The 18,421-nt window shown below is 43.8% G+C and carries 19 protein-coding genes; 10 read left to right on the top strand and 9 right to left on the bottom strand.

From position 1 onward, the window contains the following. Window positions 1–380: 380 nt before the first annotated feature. Window positions 381–1,208, bottom strand: coding sequence for an SDR family oxidoreductase (locus R7O12_RS19250; protein ID WP_025766996.1), 828 nt, complete (start codon window positions 1,206–1,208; stop codon window positions 381–383). A gap of 44 nt (window positions 1,209–1,252) precedes the next feature. Further along, entirely contained in the window at window positions 1,253–2,167 is a 915-nt protein-coding gene (locus R7O12_RS19245; RefSeq protein ID WP_047102894.1) for a TIGR01777 family oxidoreductase, read from the bottom strand. A 255-nt stretch (window positions 2,168–2,422) separates the two neighbouring features. Between R7O12_RS19245 and R7O12_RS19240 the strand changes: the two genes are divergently transcribed. From R7O12_RS19240 to yfcE, 6 genes are all read left to right on the top strand, one after another. Further along, on the top strand, window positions 2,423–3,157 hold the full coding sequence (locus tag R7O12_RS19240; RefSeq protein ID WP_005382077.1) for a DUF1538 domain-containing protein: 735 nt from the start codon (window positions 2,423–2,425) through the stop codon (window positions 3,155–3,157). Then, a complete protein-coding gene (locus R7O12_RS19235; protein WP_005382078.1) occupies window positions 3,154–3,945 on the top strand; it encodes a DUF1538 domain-containing protein in 792 nt (263 codons plus the stop codon). Before R7O12_RS19240 ends, R7O12_RS19235 begins: the two co-directional genes overlap by 4 nt. Further along, window positions 3,935–4,285, top strand: coding sequence for a P-II family nitrogen regulator (locus R7O12_RS19230; protein ID WP_054578025.1), 351 nt, complete (start codon window positions 3,935–3,937; stop codon window positions 4,283–4,285). Before R7O12_RS19235 ends, R7O12_RS19230 begins: the two co-directional genes overlap by 11 nt. After that, complete coding sequence (locus R7O12_RS19225; RefSeq protein WP_031781352.1) at window positions 4,282–4,689, top strand: CBS domain-containing protein; 408 nt, start codon at window positions 4,282–4,284, stop codon at window positions 4,687–4,689. The genes R7O12_RS19230 and R7O12_RS19225 overlap by 4 nt, the downstream gene beginning before the upstream one ends. Window positions 4,690–4,838: 149 nt before the next feature. Then, window positions 4,839–5,048: a hypothetical protein gene (locus R7O12_RS19220; protein ID WP_005382086.1), complete on the top strand. Its 210-nt coding sequence runs from the start codon at window positions 4,839–4,841 to the stop codon at window positions 5,046–5,048. Between the two features lie 75 nt (window positions 5,049–5,123). Further along, window positions 5,124–5,669, top strand: coding sequence for a phosphodiesterase (gene yfcE / locus R7O12_RS19215; protein ID WP_138939153.1), 546 nt, complete (start codon window positions 5,124–5,126; stop codon window positions 5,667–5,669). Window positions 5,670–5,708: 39 nt separating this feature from the next. Here the strand turns inward: yfcE and R7O12_RS19210 are convergent, their stop codons facing one another. Genes R7O12_RS19210 through R7O12_RS19195 form a run of 4 tightly spaced genes read right to left on the bottom strand, consistent with a single transcriptional unit; the run spans window position 5,709 to window position 8,216 of the window. Beyond that, entirely contained in the window at window positions 5,709–5,987 is a 279-nt protein-coding gene (locus R7O12_RS19210) for a SelT/SelW/SelH family protein (RefSeq protein ID WP_151514577.1), read from the bottom strand. A gap of 21 nt (window positions 5,988–6,008) precedes the next feature. Further along, complete coding sequence (locus R7O12_RS19205; RefSeq protein ID WP_315956901.1) at window positions 6,009–6,764, bottom strand: sulfite exporter TauE/SafE family protein; 756 nt, start codon at window positions 6,762–6,764, stop codon at window positions 6,009–6,011. 46 nt (window positions 6,765–6,810) lie between these two features. Beyond that, the gene (gene toxS, locus R7O12_RS19200; protein WP_005382091.1) at window positions 6,811–7,326 is read right to left on the bottom strand and encodes a transmembrane regulator ToxS; all 516 of its coding nucleotides are present in this window, start codon (window positions 7,324–7,326) and stop codon (window positions 6,811–6,813) included. 11 nt (window positions 7,327–7,337) lie between these two features. Further along, the gene (locus R7O12_RS19195) at window positions 7,338–8,216 is read right to left on the bottom strand and encodes a transcriptional regulator (protein WP_017819958.1); all 879 of its coding nucleotides are present in this window, start codon (window positions 8,214–8,216) and stop codon (window positions 7,338–7,340) included. A gap of 271 nt (window positions 8,217–8,487) precedes the next feature. Between R7O12_RS19195 and htpG the strand changes: the two genes are divergently transcribed. The 3 genes from htpG to hemH all read left to right on the top strand — a co-directional run bounded on the left by htpG (window position 8,488) and on the right by hemH (window position 12,487). Continuing rightward, window positions 8,488–10,392: a molecular chaperone HtpG gene (gene htpG, locus R7O12_RS19190; RefSeq protein ID WP_017819957.1), complete on the top strand. Its 1,905-nt coding sequence runs from the start codon at window positions 8,488–8,490 to the stop codon at window positions 10,390–10,392. A 320-nt stretch (window positions 10,393–10,712) separates the two neighbouring features. Continuing rightward, window positions 10,713–11,357 carry an adenylate kinase gene (adk, locus tag R7O12_RS19185; RefSeq protein WP_005382094.1) on the top strand — a complete coding sequence of 215 codons (645 nt, stop codon included), beginning with the start codon at window positions 10,713–10,715 and terminating at the stop codon, window positions 11,355–11,357. A gap of 167 nt (window positions 11,358–11,524) precedes the next feature. Continuing rightward, window positions 11,525–12,487 carry a ferrochelatase gene (hemH, locus tag R7O12_RS19180; protein WP_151514579.1) on the top strand — a complete coding sequence of 321 codons (963 nt, stop codon included), beginning with the start codon at window positions 11,525–11,527 and terminating at the stop codon, window positions 12,485–12,487. 49 nt (window positions 12,488–12,536) lie between these two features. Here the strand turns inward: hemH and R7O12_RS19175 are convergent, their stop codons facing one another. Then, window positions 12,537–13,925, bottom strand: a complete 1,389-nt coding sequence (locus R7O12_RS19175; RefSeq protein WP_005382097.1) for a peptide MFS transporter — start codon at window positions 13,923–13,925, stop codon at window positions 12,537–12,539. A gap of 333 nt (window positions 13,926–14,258) precedes the next feature. On the opposite strand from R7O12_RS19175, the gene rfaH reads away from it, so the two are divergent. Beyond that, entirely contained in the window at window positions 14,259–14,759 is a 501-nt protein-coding gene (gene rfaH / locus R7O12_RS19170) for a transcription/translation regulatory transformer protein RfaH (RefSeq protein ID WP_005382098.1), read from the top strand. 129 nt (window positions 14,760–14,888) lie between these two features. Here the strand turns inward: rfaH and asnB are convergent, their stop codons facing one another. Next, window positions 14,889–16,553, bottom strand: a complete 1,665-nt coding sequence (gene asnB / locus R7O12_RS19165) for an asparagine synthase B (protein ID WP_005384979.1) — start codon at window positions 16,551–16,553, stop codon at window positions 14,889–14,891. A gap of 230 nt (window positions 16,554–16,783) precedes the next feature. After that, window positions 16,784–18,373, bottom strand: a complete 1,590-nt coding sequence (locus R7O12_RS19160; RefSeq protein ID WP_047102890.1) for a cation:proton antiporter family protein — start codon at window positions 18,371–18,373, stop codon at window positions 16,784–16,786. Window positions 18,374–18,421 lie beyond the last annotated feature (48 nt).

The following is an 18,421-nucleotide window of genomic DNA, read 5'->3' as shown; positions in this document are numbered from 1 at the left end:
ATTCTATTTTGAGAAAACGTGAGGTAATAGAGTGAGGTTATTGCTGCTCAGGTGTTAGATAAAAAGAAAACGCTGCCGAAGCAGCGCAATTCTAATGCTATTTGTTAGTGCGGTATCAAAATAGGATGAACATGGTCAACACTACACCCACACTAAGCCAGTTAAGCTGATTTAATGTCATTGTTGCCTCGCAGTAGTATAAACATTGCTACAAAACGTAATGGGTGGCGATACCAAATCTAAGCAACTCAATCACTTTGGGCGAAAGAATCCCCGCTGAATTGCGTAGAAATTGATTCGTTTAGTTGAGGTTTTTTTAACCTACATGTTCATAATGACATCACATTGTTACGGTGAAATTACATTTCGACAAAACTTTTTTATGCAGCCTGTCGCAAAATTTTATCAAGTACACGGGTTGGTAATAGTCTTTTCAAGACTGCGAATAATTTAGTCGGTGTAGTAATTCGATAACGAATTTTCGGTGAAACGCTAGTTAATGCATGAAGAACTGGTGCGATGCAAGACTCTGCAGGCAAAACAAATCGATTATTAGACTTGTCGTTGTTGAGTCGCTCTCTTTGTCCTTCATAAGCATGACGATGGGGGCTAGATTCAATATCAACCCACTTCTCAAAGGCTCGTAATGCATTGTTTCTAAATTGAGTTTCGATCGGTCCTGGTTCTATCAATGCCACTTTGATATTCGTATCCGCAAGCTCTAGCCTGAGCGTATCTGTCCAGCCTTCTAAGGCAAATTTTGATGCATTATAGGCACCACGGTATTTCATTGCGGCAAAACCAAGAACAGAGCTGTTTTGTATGATGCGTCCTTCGCCTTGCTGGCGCATATGAGGAAGCACCTCTCTGACCAACTGGTGCCAACCAAAAAAGTTGGTCTGAAATTGATCTTGAAGAGCCTCGGTGGGTAAGTCTTCCAATGCTCCGGGCTGACCATAGGCACCATTATTGAACACTGCGTAAAGCTTACCTTCTGCTAACTCTAGCGCTTGCTTCACGCCCGAAGAAATGCTTTCTGGGCTATTTAGGTCTAGATTGATGCAGGTTAGCCCTTCATTAATTAGGCGCTGGACATCTTGTTCTTTCCTACAAGATGCAATGACATTAAATCCCTTGTTTTGTAGGGCGTGAGCGCACACGTAACCGATGCCGGTTGAACAACCCGTAATAAGAATCGACTTTTTCATAATTTAATTTAAGACTCAGAAACCTTGATTAGAGCCATCATTCATCAGCTCCGGTCATGAAGCAAGTGCTTGAGTGCTGGCTCTATTCTGGAGTAGCTAAATTTAAAGCCCAGTTCGGTGAGTTTTTTGGGTTTGGCTCTCATGCTATCAAACAATAAGCAGGAAGATTCTCCCATTAGGAGTTCCATCGCCCATTTAGGCGTGAACAAGATATGCGGACGTTTTAGCGTTTTAGCTAGTGTGCCGCTGAATATACGATTAGTCACAGGATGGGGGGCGCACATATTGAATGCACCGTGGGCATGTGGTGTTTCAAGCAAGTACATGATGGCGCGGACCATATCTAGGATGTGAATCCAAGGCATGTACTGATTACCGTTCCCAAGTGGGCCGCCTACGCCAAGCTTGTAAGGTAATAGCATCTTTGCCAACGCACCACCATTAAGGCCGAGTACCACGCCAGTTCTCATTAGACAAACCCGAGTTTGCTCCGACTCTGCGCGCTTGGCTATTTGCTCCCACTTTGCACAAACCTCGTGAGGAAAGTCGTCGCTATTAACATGTAAGCACTCATCAAACGGATGGTCTTGTTGATCACCATAGTAGCCAACTGCCGAGCCACTAATAAAAACAGAGGGAGGTTCGGTACTTGCGTGGATCAGCTCAACAATTTGCTCGGTAATTTTCCAACGACTTTTGCAGATTTTTTCTTTTTGCTCGCTGGTCCACCTTTTATCCGCAATAGGCTCACCTGCAAGATTAATGACGGCATCAACGTGATTGAGATCGGCGAACGACTCGAGCGAGTCAAGGTATTCGATATTACCCAGATCAGCATGCTGTAGGCGTTGTTTTGCTCGCTCTGGAGAGCGTGTAAGTAGCATAACTTGGTGAGTTGATAGCAGCTTGAGCAACTCCGAGCCAATAAACCCAGTGCCACCTGTGAGTAATATCTTCATGTTATCTCTTTGAATGTACACGTATTAGAACATTATAGTCGTTTTGTGCTTAGCTTGATCATCTCAACACCATTATTTCTGGGATAGTGACAAGCTGGCAGAGATACTATTAACTTCACATATTAGAAAATATGTAACTAAATGTTATAGATGGCGCTAGTGCATTCACGGTAGAAGAGTGAAATCTATGCCAGACTAGAAGTTATCGCTCATTGGAACGAGCGTAATCAGTTTGCACAATCAAGGAGGATAGGCATGGAAGCATTTGTTGCGCTTTTTCGAGCGCTCCTCAATAGTGCTCGTGACTTATTACCCATCATCATTGTTATCACTTTTTTCCAATTAGTCGTTTTGCAAGAGCCGCTGCCCAACCTGGTCTCCATTCTTTTTGGCTTGTTGCTTGTCGTTTTAGGATTAACCTTTTTTATCTTTGGCCTAGAACTTGGTCTTTTTCCTATCGGAGAGAGTATGGCTCAAGCCTTTGCAAAAAAAGGCAGCGTGTTTTGGTTATTAGTCTTTGCGTTTTGTTTGGGGTTTGGCACCACGATAGCTGAACCTGCATTAACCGCGGTAGCGGAAGAAGCCTCAGAAGTTGCGGCAGAGGGCGGAATGATCGCTAACTCAGAGCAGTCCATGCAGGATTACGGAGAAGGACTTCGAGTAACAGTAGCTCTCTCTGTGGGGATAGCCATCGTTATCGGCGTTTTGCGTATCTTAAAAGGGTGGCCGATTCATTACATGATCATTGGTGGCTACGTCGGCGTTGTAATACTGACGTGGTTTGCACCTGAAGCCATTATTGGCGTCGCTTACGATTCAGGAGGTGTAACCACGTCCACCATAACAGTACCTTTGGTCACTGCACTGGGTGTCGGTTTAGCGTCTTCTATTAAAGGGCGTAACCCTATGGTGGATGGCTTTGGTTTAATCGCTTTTGCCTCGCTGTTACCGATGATGTTTGTGATGGTTTACGGAATGGTCGTAACATGATTTCAATTGATCATTTCCTAGACACTTTGTTATCGACCGTTCGAGACGTCGTTCCCATCGCCAGCATTATTTTTGGTTTTCAGTTAGCGGTGTTAAGGCGTCCTGTTAGCAACCTTAAGAAAGTTTTGCTTGGGTTCGTTTATGTGATTTTCGGGTTAGCTCTTTTTTTACTTGGATTAGAAATGGCGTTGTTTCCACTTGGGGAGACGATGGCTGTGCAATTAACGGCGCCGGAGTTTTTACAAGAGTTCAAAGTATCGGTAGGGAAAGCCTTAATGTGGGTCGACTATTATTGGGTTTACACCTTCGCCTTTTTTATAGGCTTTAGTACCACGATTGCAGAGCCTTCTTTAATCGCTGTAGCGATAAAAGCAAACCAAGTCTCTGGAGGCAGTATCAGTATTAACGGCTTGCGCGTAGCCGTTGCGTTTGGGGTGGCAATTGGTATTGCATTAGGGAGTTACCGGATTGTCGTGGGCGATCCCATTCATTATTACATCATCGCGGGTTACATCGTCGTTGTGATTCAAACGTTTTACGCTCCTAAGCTTATTGTTCCACTCGCCTACGATTCTGGAGGCGTAACAACTTCTACCGTCACTGTCCCACTTGTAACTGCATTAGGGTTAGGGCTTGCTTCGACCGTCCCTGGAAGAAACCCAATGATTGATGGCTTTGGCTTGATCGCGTTTGCCAGTCTATTTCCTATGATCTCTGTGATGGGCTATGCGCAAATAACCCAGTGGCTGAATAAAAACGTCTCGGAGGAAGAAGAAAATGCGCTTTAAATTGATACTTGCGTTTGTTGAAGACAGCAAAACAGACAAGGTGTTGGACGCTGCACGCGATGCTGGTGCGACCGGTGCAACAGTGATTAACAATGCTCGCGGGCAAGGTTTAAATCAAAAGCGAACGTTTTTTGGTTTAACGCTAGAAGTGCAAAAAGATGTGCTGCTGTTTGTGGTCGAGGAACATCTATCTCGACACATATTAGAGACCATTAATGAGGTTGGTGAATTTGACAGAGAGTCGGGACAGGGGATTGCTGTTCAGATCGATATTGAAGATGCAGTCGGTGTCGCGCATCAAGTCGAGACATTGACCAAAGTAGTCGAGGATGAATTATGAGCAGTCAAACGATAATTAGAGTTCGAGATGTTATGGCGGCAACGTATGTAATGGTTGATGGACTGATGACCGTATACGAAGGCATAACGCTAGCGAAAAAATACCAAGTCAAAGCGCTGGTGGTGAAAAAGCGAGATGATAATGATGAATATGGCATCGTGTTGATGAATGATATCGCCAAAAAGGTGCTGGCGAATAATCGTTCTCCTCAGCGCACAAATATTTATGAAATCATGACCAAGCCCGCTTTGTGTGTCGAACCAGATATGAACGTAAAATATTGTGCACGTTTGTTTGAGCGATTTGGCATAAGCAGAGCGCCGGTCATTGAAAGTGGCGAGGTCATTGGGATGGTGAGTTATAACAATATTGTCATCAACGGTATGGTGCGAGAAGAAGTGTAATAGGTTGATATAAATGAAAAATCAACGAATTTTTTCTCAAGTCAGCGACTGTTACAAAGAACTAAAATATTTAATATATGTTAGGTTGCATATGTGTTAATTCACCATTATTCTTTGCGCCCTAAGCCTAATGTCGAGGAATCTGTATCATGCCTTTAGTCTCTTGCCCCGTGTGTGAGAAACAAATCTCAAAACGCGCTCATGCATGTCCAGGATGCGGAGAGCCCGATCCGCTGCACCATCTAGCCAAATCAAAATTTATGTCGATGGTGTTTTGGATACTGGTGTTGGTTGGAACAGCGTATGCAGCATGGTTCTATGTTTTGCCTATGGTCATTGAATCATTGCGCTATCAGTAGTATTCAAACCGTCGTAGGTTGAGCTGCTAAAAAAATGCCGTAGAATGACCTCATACTTTTTGAGGAGACAATGTCGTGAAACTATTTTTTGCCTCAGACCTGCATGGCTCTTTGCCAGCAACTAAAGAAACCATTGAGCTATTTCTGGCCTCTGGTGCGCACCACATGATTTTGCTAGGAGATACGCTAAACCATGGGCCGCGAAACCCTATTCCGGAAGGCTACAACCCTCCACAGGTAGCAGACTTATTGAACCAATACAGTGATCAAATTATTTCTGTACGTGGCAACTGTGATAGTGAAGTGGACCAAATGCTATTGAAGTTTCCAATGATGATGGATTACTCATGGGTGCTACTTGAATCTGGCAAGAGAATCTTTTTGACTCATGGTCACTTGTACAACTCTGAAAAACGGCCGCCACTGCGCGAAGGTGATATCATCGCCCACGGGCATACACATGTTCCCGTCGCAGAGATGCAAGATGGAGCCATTATATTCAACCCAGGCTCGATGACATTCCCACGTAATGGCTTACCGAGAAGCTTTGGTACTCTAGAAGACAATAAGCTAACGGTAAAAACGCCAGAAGGCGAAGTATTAGCACAAACCATGATTTAACGGTTTTACTAAGTAAAAAAATAGGGAGCGAATTGCTCCCTATTTTGTGTCTGAATGTCCTAAATCGCGTTCTGGGTCGATAATGTCTCTAACGCGCTGTTTTAGCACCTTGGCTTCAGGAAAGCCGCTGTCTTTTTTCCGTTCCCAAATTTGTTGGCCATTACAGAAAATTTCGAAGCGACCACCTGTGTCTGGGTGTAACCTGATTGTTTCTATTTCTTCGCTAAAAGTATGCAGTAATTCTTGCGATAGCCAAGTTGAACGCAACATCCAGTTGCACTGGCGGCAGTAATAAATATCAATGATTGCTTTATCCATGAAACTTTCCTTTTAATCTTTTTAAACCAGCAACTTGATGCCCACGGCAAACGTGAGAATTTCGAATGCAACTTTAATCACTCTGTTACTGTATCGAGTCGCGGCCCATGCGCCTAAACTGCCGCCTAGAAATGAGCTTAACAATAAAACAGGCAGCCAAGCCCAGTGAATAGGGGCCCCTGCCTGTACGACGGCAATGCCTCCAATGCCATTCCAAAACAGGCCGACACAAATCATGGTGTAAGCAACGGCTTGTTTGTAGTTGTAACCAAACCAGCGCACCAAAAATAGTGTCACGAGCAAACCAGAACCTGCGGTAAGAGATCCGTTGATGATGCCGATAAACAGTAAGCCAATTCCACCAATAACCCAACCAATAGGATGACGGTTGCGTATTACTTCAGCTTGGCCTAGCGATGTCTTAAATCGCGAGTAGATACCTAGCGCTAGGATCATCGTACCGAGCATCTTTTCCGCGATACCATCAGGGATCTGTACAATTAAGTTAGCCCCTAAAATCACGCCAATACTACCGGACAAGATAAGGTAGAGCGCGATTTTCCATTTAATAGTGCCTGATCTTAAATGCGTGCTTGCTGCGCCTAAGCCTAAAGCGACCGAAGCCACTTTATGTGTGCCTAGCGCAACGGAGAACGGTAAGCCGAGAAAGATGAGTAAAGGGAATTGAAGCAAGCCTGCTCCGCCACCGGAAAGTGAAGCCAGCGTGTTGGCGATTAGTGAACCGAAAAAAAGGGTAAGGGTATCTAGCCAATCCATAAGCAAAACAAAGGGGGCGTCTTGCCCCCTTATCATCCAATCAAAATTAGTTTTTAAACAGTACCGAAGAACCGTGGTTCAAGCTAGTGAGCAATAGTGTTTTTTCGTTCACGACGTCAATACGACGACTTTGCTCCGCATCTAGCTTAAAAATTTGAGTAATCAAACGTAGCTGTGCTTCGGAAAAGTCTTTTGATTGAGAAGATGAAATATCTTTAAACTCCGAAGGCGAGACCAACAAATAGTTGTCACTTACTTCCCAGCGGCCTTTTTCCGAGATATTTATCGTTGATTCTGCGGTTGAACCTTGAGCGAATAGTTTGATATTTGCTACGCGAATATAGTCACCATTAGGGAGATATTTCACGTTTGATTCAACATTAACTCGGCGTAGTGGGCCGACAGTATCGTCAGGCAAGCTGTCTGTAATGACTGTCACCATGGTCGACTGCCATTCGTTTGCTGTGAGGAGCTGCTCCACTTTTAGGTCACTTCCCCAATACAACCAACTACTGAAAAGAACGGATACGGCCAAAACCGCAGATGCTAATTTAATCTTCATATTGGCCTCCTTTATTTGCAGATGTCTGTTGGATCGTTTTGACCTGCGAAAATACGCAGTGTTACGTTCTCGTAAGAGTGGTTACTGTCATGAATGTAGTTCAGAATCAGCTGGTTATTTTGTCCACCAGTGGCAATCACTTCAACTGGCAACGAGTCTTCTGCATGGTGCTTCACGTAGCGCTCAATGCATTGCTCTATTGAAGGCAACCAGTTGTTGATTTGAGGGTGATTTACAGGTGTCATTACTGGTACATTTTGATACTCACCAATCTGACGGAATTGGGATTCCGCAGGGTTCGTGAATAACAATACGCAAACAGGAAGCAGCAGAGACAAAAAGATAATGACACGCGGTAGCCAGTTAATCGTGTTAGATGCTGGCTTCGGCTGAGTTTTAGTCGGCTCTACTTGAGGCTCAAGATCAGCAGTAGTATCGGTCACTATCTCTGTTGGTGGTGTATCGCTCGCTTCTAACTCCACTGCTGGCGCTTCGTGTTCAGAAGCGGTTTCTTCAACGTCAGTGTTAGAGTCAGTAGAAAATGGGCTCAAGCGTTCCACTGAACAAATGAGTTGGTAGCCACGTTTAGGTACCGTTTTAACAAACTCTGGAGATTTTGTTGAATCCTTCAACATCTTACGCAGAGTAGAAATCGCTTGAGTCAGGCTTGAGTCATCCACCTCAAAACCTTGCTCACGCCAAACAAACTCGTGAAGCTCGTTACGGGTTAAAACTTCGTTTGGTCTCTCTGCCAACATCAGAAGTATACGGCTTTCGTTGCTTCCTAATCGTACAACGTCGTTGCCGTTTTGTTGGTCAGCGAGCGAATTACTATTTGGATCAAAGGTGAACCTTTGAGCAAGTAGAAATTTGGTGCCAATGTTAGTCATTTAGTTCTTCTTAGATGGATGATGTTGTAATTATGGTGATTTATGTCACAAAATTACCGGGGCGCTTGGAGTGCGCACGACATTTTAGATGCTTTTAGACGGGTAGGATAATTAAAATTTTCTAAAAAAACACCGTTTTTAGCAATATTGACCTTGAATTTACATTTGTCAGCCACATGTTAAATGACATCTCGGTAAGGTGATTTCAAGGGGAAAGTCACAAACTTGTCCCTATGAAAAAGCCAATTAGTTTAGATGTTATGGAGCACACATGAGCGAAACCGTATCTCAAAATAAAGAAACTCGTGGTTTTCAATCAGAAGTAAAACAACTACTGCATTTAATGATCCATTCTCTTTATTCAAATAAAGAGATCTTTTTGCGCGAGCTGATCTCTAACGCATCAGATGCATCAGACAAACTGCGCTTTCAGGCGTTATCTAACCCAGATCTATACGAAGGTAATGCAGACCTTTGCGTGAAACTGTCGTTTGATGAAAGCGCAAATACCTTAACCATTTCTGATAACGGTATCGGTATGAGCCGTGATGATGTGATTGAGCACTTAGGAACAATCGCAAAATCTGGAACAGCCGAGTTTTTCTCAAAGCTATCTGAAGAGCAGAGCAAAGACTCTCAGCTTATTGGTCAGTTTGGTGTTGGTTTCTACTCGGCATTTATCGTTGCTGACGCCGTTACCGTGCGCACTCGCGCTGCGGGTCTAGCCGCTGATGAAGCGGTACAATGGCACTCAGCGGGTGAAGGTGAGTACACCATCGAAAACATTACCAAAGAGTCACGTGGTACCGACATCATTCTTCATATGCGTGAAGAGGGTAAAGAGTTTTTGAATGAGTGGCGTCTACGTGACGTTATCAGTAAGTACTCTGATCACATCGGCATTCCTGTTTCAATCCAAACTGTTGTTCGTGATGACGAAGGCAAGGAAACGGATGAGAAGAAGTGGGAGCAAATCAACAAAGCCCAAGCACTGTGGACGCGTAACAAATCTGATATTTCAGAAGAAGAGTATCAAGAGTTCTACAAGCACGTATCACATGACTTTGCCGATCCCTTGGTCTGGAGTCATAACCGTGTAGAAGGTAAAAACGACTACACGAGCTTACTATACATCCCATCGAAAGCACCTTGGGATATGATGAACCGCGACCACAAATCAGGCTTGAAACTGTACGTACAGCGCGTATTCATTATGGACGATGCAGAGCAATTTATGCCGTCATACTTACGCTTCGTACGTGGTTTAATAGACTCAAACGATTTACCGCTAAACGTATCGCGTGAGATCTTACAGGACAATAAAGTGACTCAGTCTCTACGTAATGCTTGTACTAAGCGCGTGCTAACGATGCTCGAGCGTATGGCCAAGAATGACGAAGAGAAATACCAATCATTCTGGAAAGAGTTTGGTCTTGTGATGAAAGAGGGCCCTGCGGAGGACTTTGCAAACAAAGAGAAAGTTGCAGGTTTATTGCGCTTTGCCTCAACTGAAGTGGACTCTTCTGAGCAAACTGTGGGCTTGGCGTCTTACGTTGAGCGCATGAAAGAAGGTCAAGATAAGATCTACTACTTGACGGCAGACAGCTATGCAGCTGCGAAAAACAGCCCTCACTTAGAACAGTTCAAAGCGAAAGGCATTGAAGTTATTTTGATGTACGACCGCATTGATGAGTGGCTGATGAACTACTTAACTGAGTTTGATGGTAAACAGTTCCAGTCAATCACTAAAGCTGGGCTTGATCTAAGTCAGTTTGAAGATGAAGCAGAAAAAGAGAAGCAAAAAGAAACCGAAGAAGAGTTTAAGTCGGTTGTAGAGCGCACGAAGTCTTACCTAGGCGATCGTGTGAAAGAAGTTCGTACGACCTTCAAACTCGCATCTACGCCTGCTGTTGTGGTAACGGACGATTACGAAATGGGCACTCAAATGGCGAAGCTTCTTGCGGCAGCTGGTCAAGCTGTGCCGGAAGTGAAATACATCTTTGAGCTAAACCCTGAGCACGAATTGGTTAAGCGTATGGCTGACGAAGCCGATGAAGAAGCGTTTGGTCGCTGGGTTGAAGTTCTGCTTGGTCAGGCAATGCTAGCGGAGCGAGGCTCTATTGAGGATCCAACAGAGTTCTTAGGAGCCGTTAATCAACTTTTGACTAAGGTGTAATAACCTCTGCAAATCAAAAAGCTCGCATTTCGCGAGCTTTTTGTTTGTTGTCGCAAAATTTTGCATCTCAAGTGCTGAGTTAATAATCAATAGGGCGTGAAAGAGGGTACTGTTAACATTCTTTAGTCTTAATACACTCTTTGCTCAGAGAACCTGTGATAGAATCTGCGACTTGAATGTGAGTAATAAGGCGTGTATTTTTGCTCGCCTATATACGTTATACCGAAACTTATCGTTGCAGGTGCTTCTCAGGTTTGATGTCTAAGAGGTCAGATATTGTGAGCTTCGGTATAAATCTTAAATATTAAAGAGGATAAATCATGCGCATCATTCTTCTAGGTGCTCCAGGTGCAGGTAAAGGCACACAAGCAAACTTCATCATGGAAAAATACGGTATTCCACAAATCTCTACTGGTGATATGCTTCGTGCTGCTATCAAAGCAGGTACAGAGCTTGGTAAACAAGCTAAAGCTGTTATTGACGCTGGTCAGCTAGTTTCTGATGAAATCATCCTTGGTCTTATCAAAGAGCGTATCGCTCAAGAAGACTGTGCAAACGGTTTCCTACTAGATGGTTTCCCACGTACTATCCCTCAAGCTGACGGCCTAAAAGAAATGGGCGTAGACGTAGACTACGTTATCGAATTTGACGTTGCAGACGATGTAATTGTTGAGCGTATGGCTGGTCGTCGTGCTCACCTTCCTTCTGGTCGTACTTACCACGTGGTTTACAACCCGCCTAAAGTGGAAGGTAAAGATGATGTAACTGGTGAAGATCTTGTTGTTCGTGATGACGACAAAGAAGAAACAGTACGTGCTCGTCTAGGTGTTTACCACGAGCAAACTGCACCGCTAATCAACTACTACGGCAAAGAAGCTGAAGCAGGCAAGACTAAGTACCTTAAGTTTGATGGTACTAAGCAAGTAGCTGAAGTTAGTGCGGATATCGAGAAAGCACTATCTTAATTTGCTGAAGTCAAAAATTTAATATTTTGATATATTGAAAGCGGCCCAAGTGGTCGCTTTTTTTAGTTTACTCGTAAACATATATCTAATTAACTTCAGCTCGGCTATTCGTTACTTCGAGGTTACTTAAATATATGAACCAAGCCGTTTACCATGAATAGGATGTTATGAAAGAGAATAATAAACAGGGTGTACTCCTAGTTAACCTGGGAACTCCTGACGCACCAACCGCTCCTGCCGTAAAGCGCTTTTTAAGTCAGTTTCTTCATGATCACCGAGTGGTAGACATGACTCGATGGCTTTGGTGTCCACTATTGCACGGCGTTATCCTTCCTATCCGAGCTCCTAAAGTTGCCAAACTCTATCAATCAGTATGGATGGAAGAGGGCTCGCCGTTGATGGTGTACTCTCAACGCCAAACGGAAAAGTTAGCACAAAAGCTTGATATACCTGTAGAACTTGGTATGACGTATGGTAACCCAAGTTTGCAATCAGGCTTTGAAGCCCTATTGGCGCAAGGCGTTGATGAAGTCATTGTTTTACCTTTGTATCCGCAATACTCGGGCACAACAACGGCAGCGGTTTCTGACGGAATCACTAAAGCATTTAAAAACCTGCCGATGATGCCAGGCTTTAGCTTTATTCGTGATTATTACAATCACCCGAAATATATTGAAGCGTTAGCGCATTCAGTTCGTGAACATTGGCAAAAGAATGGTCAGGGAGATTACCTGCTGTGTTCTTATCATGGTATTCCAAAACGCTATGCTGACAATGGTGATGTTTACCCACAGCATTGTGAAGAGACGACTCGCTTGCTTGGGGAAGCGTTAGGTTTAAGCGAACAACAAATTGGCATGACGTATCAGTCCCGATTTGGGAGAGAAGAGTGGCTTCAACCTTATACCGATAAGACCCTAGAGGCACTTCCGGCAAAGGGTGTGAAAAATATTAATGTTGTGACCCCTGCATTTTCGTCAGATTGTTTAGAGACGTTGGAAGAGATCTCGGAAGAGTGTAAAGAGATTTTCCTTGAAGCTGGTGGCGAAAACTTTACCTACATCCCTTGTTTGAACGATAGTGAACTTCATATCGAGATGATGGTTGAGTTAGTTCAATCTAAACTTTAGATACAAAAAAGGGTCGCAATAGCGACCCTTTCTACGTTTAGTTGAGCGATCAAGCAACTTGTACTTGCTGCTCTTCTACTTGCTCTGCCGTGCTGTGCGTATTTTCAGCGCCATGCATCCAGCGAACGAGTGTATTAGAGAATAGGAGCAAAATTACGCCACTTACGGTTGCGCTGACCGCAATACCACTAAAGATAGCCATAGCGCCTAACTCGCCTACGTGAGAGCCCACATAGCCCGCAACATAGTTAGCAATCGCATTACAGCCAAACCATGCACCCATCATAAGTGAAGCTAAGCGAAGCGGTGCTAATTTAGTCACCAATGAAAGACCAATTGGTGATAAACACAGCTCGCCTAATGTGTGGAAGAAGAAAGCGCCGACCAACCATAACATCGATGTTTTTACTGTTGTATCTCCACCTTGTTCTAGCACTGCGCCAACCATACAAAGGAAACCAATCGCCAAGAAAAATAGTGCCATCGCAAATTTCACTGGCGAAGTAGGTTCACGTTTACCCAATTTTACCCAAAGGACAGCCAGAACTGGCGCTAGAGTAATAATGAAAAATGGGTTTAGTGATTGGAACCACGCAGCAGGAACTTCGAAACCACCAATCATGCGATCAGTATATTGTTGAGTGTAGATGTTCATCAGGCCACCTGCTTGTTCAAAGCCTGCCCAGAAGACAATAGTGAATAAGCTCATGACCAGAATTACTTTTAGTCGATTCACTTCTTCTTTGGTGAGTGGCTGCTTCGTGGTGGCGTTTTTGTTATTTAGATCTCGTTTCGCCGCTGGTTCGCGACCAATATCACCAAGCCATGATTGAGCCAGTACCATTTGCATCACTAGGCTAACCAGCATACCCACACCAGCGGCAACAAAGCCTGCTTTCCAACCGTAAGAGGTTGTCACAGAGCCAGAAACGACGCCGGCAAGTAATGCACCTAAGTTGATACCCATATAAAAGATAGTGAATGCGCCGTCACGACGGTTGTCACCTTCTTGATAAAGGTCGCCAACCATGGTTGAGATATTTGGCTTAAAGAGACCGTTACCAGTGATAAGTAGGCCAAGACCTAAATAGAAACTGTGTAGCGAACCAATACCTAAAGCATCAGCAGGAAGTGCAAGAGTAAACTGGCCGATGGCCATTAACGCGCCACCAAGCAAAATTGAGCGACGTTGACCTAAATAGTTATCTGCTAGGTAACCACCGATAAGAGGCGTGATATACACAAGCCCTGTGTATATGCCGTATAGGTCTAATGCGTCTTTGGTTGACCAGCCAAGGCCGCCATTCATTGTTGTATCAGTAAGGTAAAGCACGAGAATGGCACGCATTGCGTAGTAAGAAAAGCGTTCCCACAGTTCAGTACCGAACAATAAGAACAGGCCACGTGGATGACCAAAATATTGATGTTGGTTTGACATAAGCTCTTCTAATAATAGTTATTACATTTTTTAACGACTTCTACGTATACAATGCAATTCAACGAGTGACAAATAATAAAATTTTGCCATTCAACTATTTTTGTTTGTTAAGTGGCTGTTTTTGGTTGGATTTGCAGATTATATGATGGTGTATTGGTTGTGTTACAAACTTAATTTCCATTTTTGCCTATGGACTTCTTTATCGTAAGTTGCTGAAAAATTTCGTTAATGCGAGCGATGTATAATCATACTTTTATAGATAAACTGAATATCAATGACTCAACTTTGGCTTAATGCTAGGATAAAAACAAAATAGAATTGGCTAGTAAAAAGATGAAACGTTGGTATCTACTTTATTGTAAACGTGGGGAGCAGGTTAGGGCGAAACAACACCTTGAAAACCAAGGTGTAGAGTGCTTTTATCCAACTGTAGAAGTTGAGAAGATTTTGCGCGGGAAAAGACAAAAAGTCGAGGAACCGCTGTTTCCTTGTTACGTATTCGCTTACTTTGATTATGAGCAAGGGCCAAACTTCACCTCAGTCCGCTCTACTCGAGGTGTTGTTGACTTTGTGCGTTTTGGTGCTCAACCGAAAGAAGTTCAAGGTGACTTGGTCTTCGAATTGATGCAGCTAGAAAAGTGTTGTAATGACAATACCGTTTCTGAATGCATGCCAAAACCAGGCGATCAAATTAGAGTTAAAAGCGGTCAATTTGCGGGCATAGATGCCATCTTCCAAGAACAAGATGGTGAGAAACGCTCAATTATGCTAGTTCAGATGATCACCAAGCGTGTTCCTGTCAGCATAGACAATAGTGATTTAGATTTAAAATAGCCTAATTCCATCAAACATAAAAAGAGGTGCAAAAGCACCTCTTTTTGATCGTATCTAATTGATCGTATCTAATTTTTTGTCTGTTTTAAAAGGGTTGGACGAACCAACCCTTATCTTTATCGTAGAGAATTAGTATGAATCGTTGTGAACGGTCTGTACTGCACGACCTGATGGGTCAACACAGTTTTGGAACGATTCATCCCATTCAATCGCCTTCGCTGAAGAACACGCTACTGAAGGGCCTCCTGGTACACACTCTGCTGCTGATGGAAGTGGGAATAACTCTTCAAAGATTTCACGGTACACGTAGCCTTCTTTTGTCGTTGGCGTGTTGTATGGGAATCGATATTGAGCTGTTTCCATCTGCTGGTCTGTCACTTTCTGTTCCGCGACTTCTTTCAGCGTATCGATCCAGCTGTAGCCAACGCCATCAGAGAATTGCTCTTTTTGACGCCATGCGATCGATTCTGGCAGGTAGTGCTCGAAGCACTCACGAAGGATGTGTTTCTCCATTTTACCGTTGCCACACATCTTGTCTGCTGGGTTCAAGCGCATTGCTACATCTATGAACTCTTTATCTAGGAAAGGTACGCGTCCTTCAACTCCCCATGCTGCCAGCGACTTGTTAGCACGAGCACAGTCGAACATGTTCAGAGCAAGCAGTTTACGCACTGTCTCCTCGTGGAACTCTTTCGCGTTTGGCGCCTTGTGGAAGTAAAGGTAGCCACCAAAGATTTCGTCAGCGCCTTCACCAGACAATACCATCTTGATACCCATCGCTTTGATCTTACGACCCATTAAGAACATAGGTGTTGATGCGCGGATAGTCGTCACGTCATACGTTTCAATGTGGTAAATCACGTCACGAATCGCGTCCAAACCTTCTTGAATCGTGTACGTCATTTCGTGGTGAACGGTACCAATTTGGTCGGCAACTTCACGAGCTGCTTTCAGGTCAGGCGCGCCTTCTAGGCCAACAGCAAAAGAGTGCAGTTGAGGCCACCAAGCTTCAGACTTTTCATCATCTTCAATACGCATCGCTGCAAAGCGTTTTGCTACCGCAGATGTAATAGAAGAATCTAGACCGCCTGAAAGAAGTACACCGTAAGGCACGTCAGTCATTAGTTGGCGTTTAACAGCCGCTTCTAGCGCTTCAGTCAATTCTTCTTTGCTAGTGCTGTTACCTTGTACTGCTGCGTACTCGTTCCAGTCACGAACATAGTAACGTGTTGGCTCAGTATCTTTAGAGCTGTAGTAGCTACCAGGAGGGAATTCACTTACTGTTTTACATACTGGAACAAGAGCCTTCATCTCTGATGCCACATAGTAGTTACCATGCTCATCGTGACCTTGATAAAGAGGGATAATACCAATATGGTCACGGCCGACTAAATACTCATCTTTTTCTTCGTCGTAGAGCACAAAAGCGAAAATACCGTTTAGTTCTTCAAGGAGATCTGCACCCATATCTTGGTAAAGTGCAAGAATGACTTCACAGTCTGAATCGGTTTGAAATTCGTACTTTCCTTCGTAACGAGCACGAATTTCTTTATGGTTGTAGATTTCACCATTGACGGCAAGGATGAGCTTCTTATCAGGGCTGTATAGCGGCTGTGCACCACTATTTAGACCAACAATCGCCAAGCGCTCGTGCGCTAAAATAGCACGCTCTGAAGAGTAAATCCCAGACCAGTCTGGGCCACGGTGACGAAGTTTTTTCGACATCTCTAATGCGATAGGGCGCAATGCGGCTGCATCGCTTTTAATGTCTAAAATGCCAAATACTGAACACATACTACATCCTTACTAAACTAAACAATTTCTAATCGGTATGGTTTAAATTTGCCATTACTAATAAAAAAAGCAACGTTTTGTGATTAAAAAAATGATAAAAGGCCTTTTTGTATGGAAAATATTTAACTAAACCGTTGTTTTGGTGAATGAGATCAATGTTTGGTATAAAAACTATACAAAAAAGGCTTTCTATCAATAGAAAGCCTTCCGAAAAATATCAGTGCTGTTGCTTATTTAATTGGTGTGAATTTAGGTTGAAGTTGTTTACAGACGTGTCGAGCAAAACCGCTACCAGCTTCACTATAAATATTGAATGCTGCGTCAACGCCATTTTCAAGTAAGCCTTCCAATTGATCTGGGTATTCGGCGATAGCGGCAATTTGCCCCTTATATTTTCTGCGTTTAAGCTGCTCAAGTGCTGTTTGGTTACCTTGATGATGTGGCATTGCAAGCAGAACCAGTTTTACATGACCTGTATCTAAAATTCGCTCCCAGAAATCCGGGTCGGTGGCATCACCAGAAATCACATTTCTTCCTTCTGAACGATGATGATGTGCAGCGTCTTCACGAATTTCTATACCCAATGAAATTTTGCCATAGCGTGAACGTAGCTCATCATAAGCGCCCGTTCCAATACGCCCCATACCTAAGATCAATACTTGGGCATGACCTGGGTTGATGAGTTGGTCGCGTTGATTGAGCTTTTCTACCGCTGTCTCTTGCAGCCACTTACCTGAATGTTGATAAATTTTATGGCTAAGGCGGTTAAGTGGCGCGGAAATTACAAAGGATACCGACACCGCAACCGCAATCGCAGCAAGCATATCACTTGGCATCCAGCCCATTTTATAGGCCAACCCAGCAACAATAAGACCAAACTCACTGTAGTTAAATAGTGATAAAGAGGCGAGCAAAGAGGTACGTACTCGAAACTTAAAATGATTAATAGTGACGAAGTACAAGAGTCCTTTGATTGGTAGCAGTAAGATAAATAGCAGGGCGAGAACGACGCCATTCACGCTCAATGAGGCGGATAAACCAATGTTCAAAAAGAAGCAGACTAAAAAGAGCTCCTTCATATTGAATAATGACTTGGATAGTTCTGAGGCTTTTGGGTGACCTGCGAGTAGCATGCCTAAAATTAGCGCGCCCAAGTCTGGTTTCATCCCGACCAACTCGAATAGCCCAGCACCGATAACAAGCGCGAAGAAAATACCGAATAGCACTAGCATTTCACCGTGGCCAACTTTATCGAGCAGCTTATAGAATAGAGGACGAAGGAAAGGCAGTGCGAACAAACCGATGGCATACCATTCTGGGACTTTTCCGGTTGAAGCAGTCAGGAATACTACGGCAAAAATATCTTGCATAACCAAGATACCGATCGCGAGTGTGCCGTAGGTCGCGTTCATTTCGCCTTTTTCTTGCAATGCTTTTACGGCAAAAACGGTACTAGAGAACGATAGTGCAAAAGCTAAAAGCAGGATTTGGCTGCCGTCCATACTGGCTAGCGAAGTCAAGCCCAGTAGTTTTAAGCCGGATAACGCTAGGGCAAAAAAAGCGGTAGAGAGTATGTTGTGGGCGGTTGCCCCTCCCCATATTTCTTTGGACAGCAGGGTTTTTACATCGAGTTTGAGTCCAATAGTAAACAGAAGAAGAGTAACACCAAGATCTGCGAGAGTGACGATAACGTCATTGCTTTGGTAACCAAATGCATGCAAGCCAAATCCAGCTAGTAGAAAACCAACGAGGGGAGGGAGGCTGCATTTAAGCGCAATAAAACCAGCTAAAAAAGCGGCTGTAATTAGAATAATTTCCATACTGTTAAGCTGTATTCCTGATATACAAAAACGGGCTGTGAAAACACA

Source organism: Vibrio sp. Vb1574, assembly GCF_033338675.1.
Note: the sequence above shows the minus strand (reverse complement) of the source record. Positions and strands in the feature narration are given on the sequence as shown.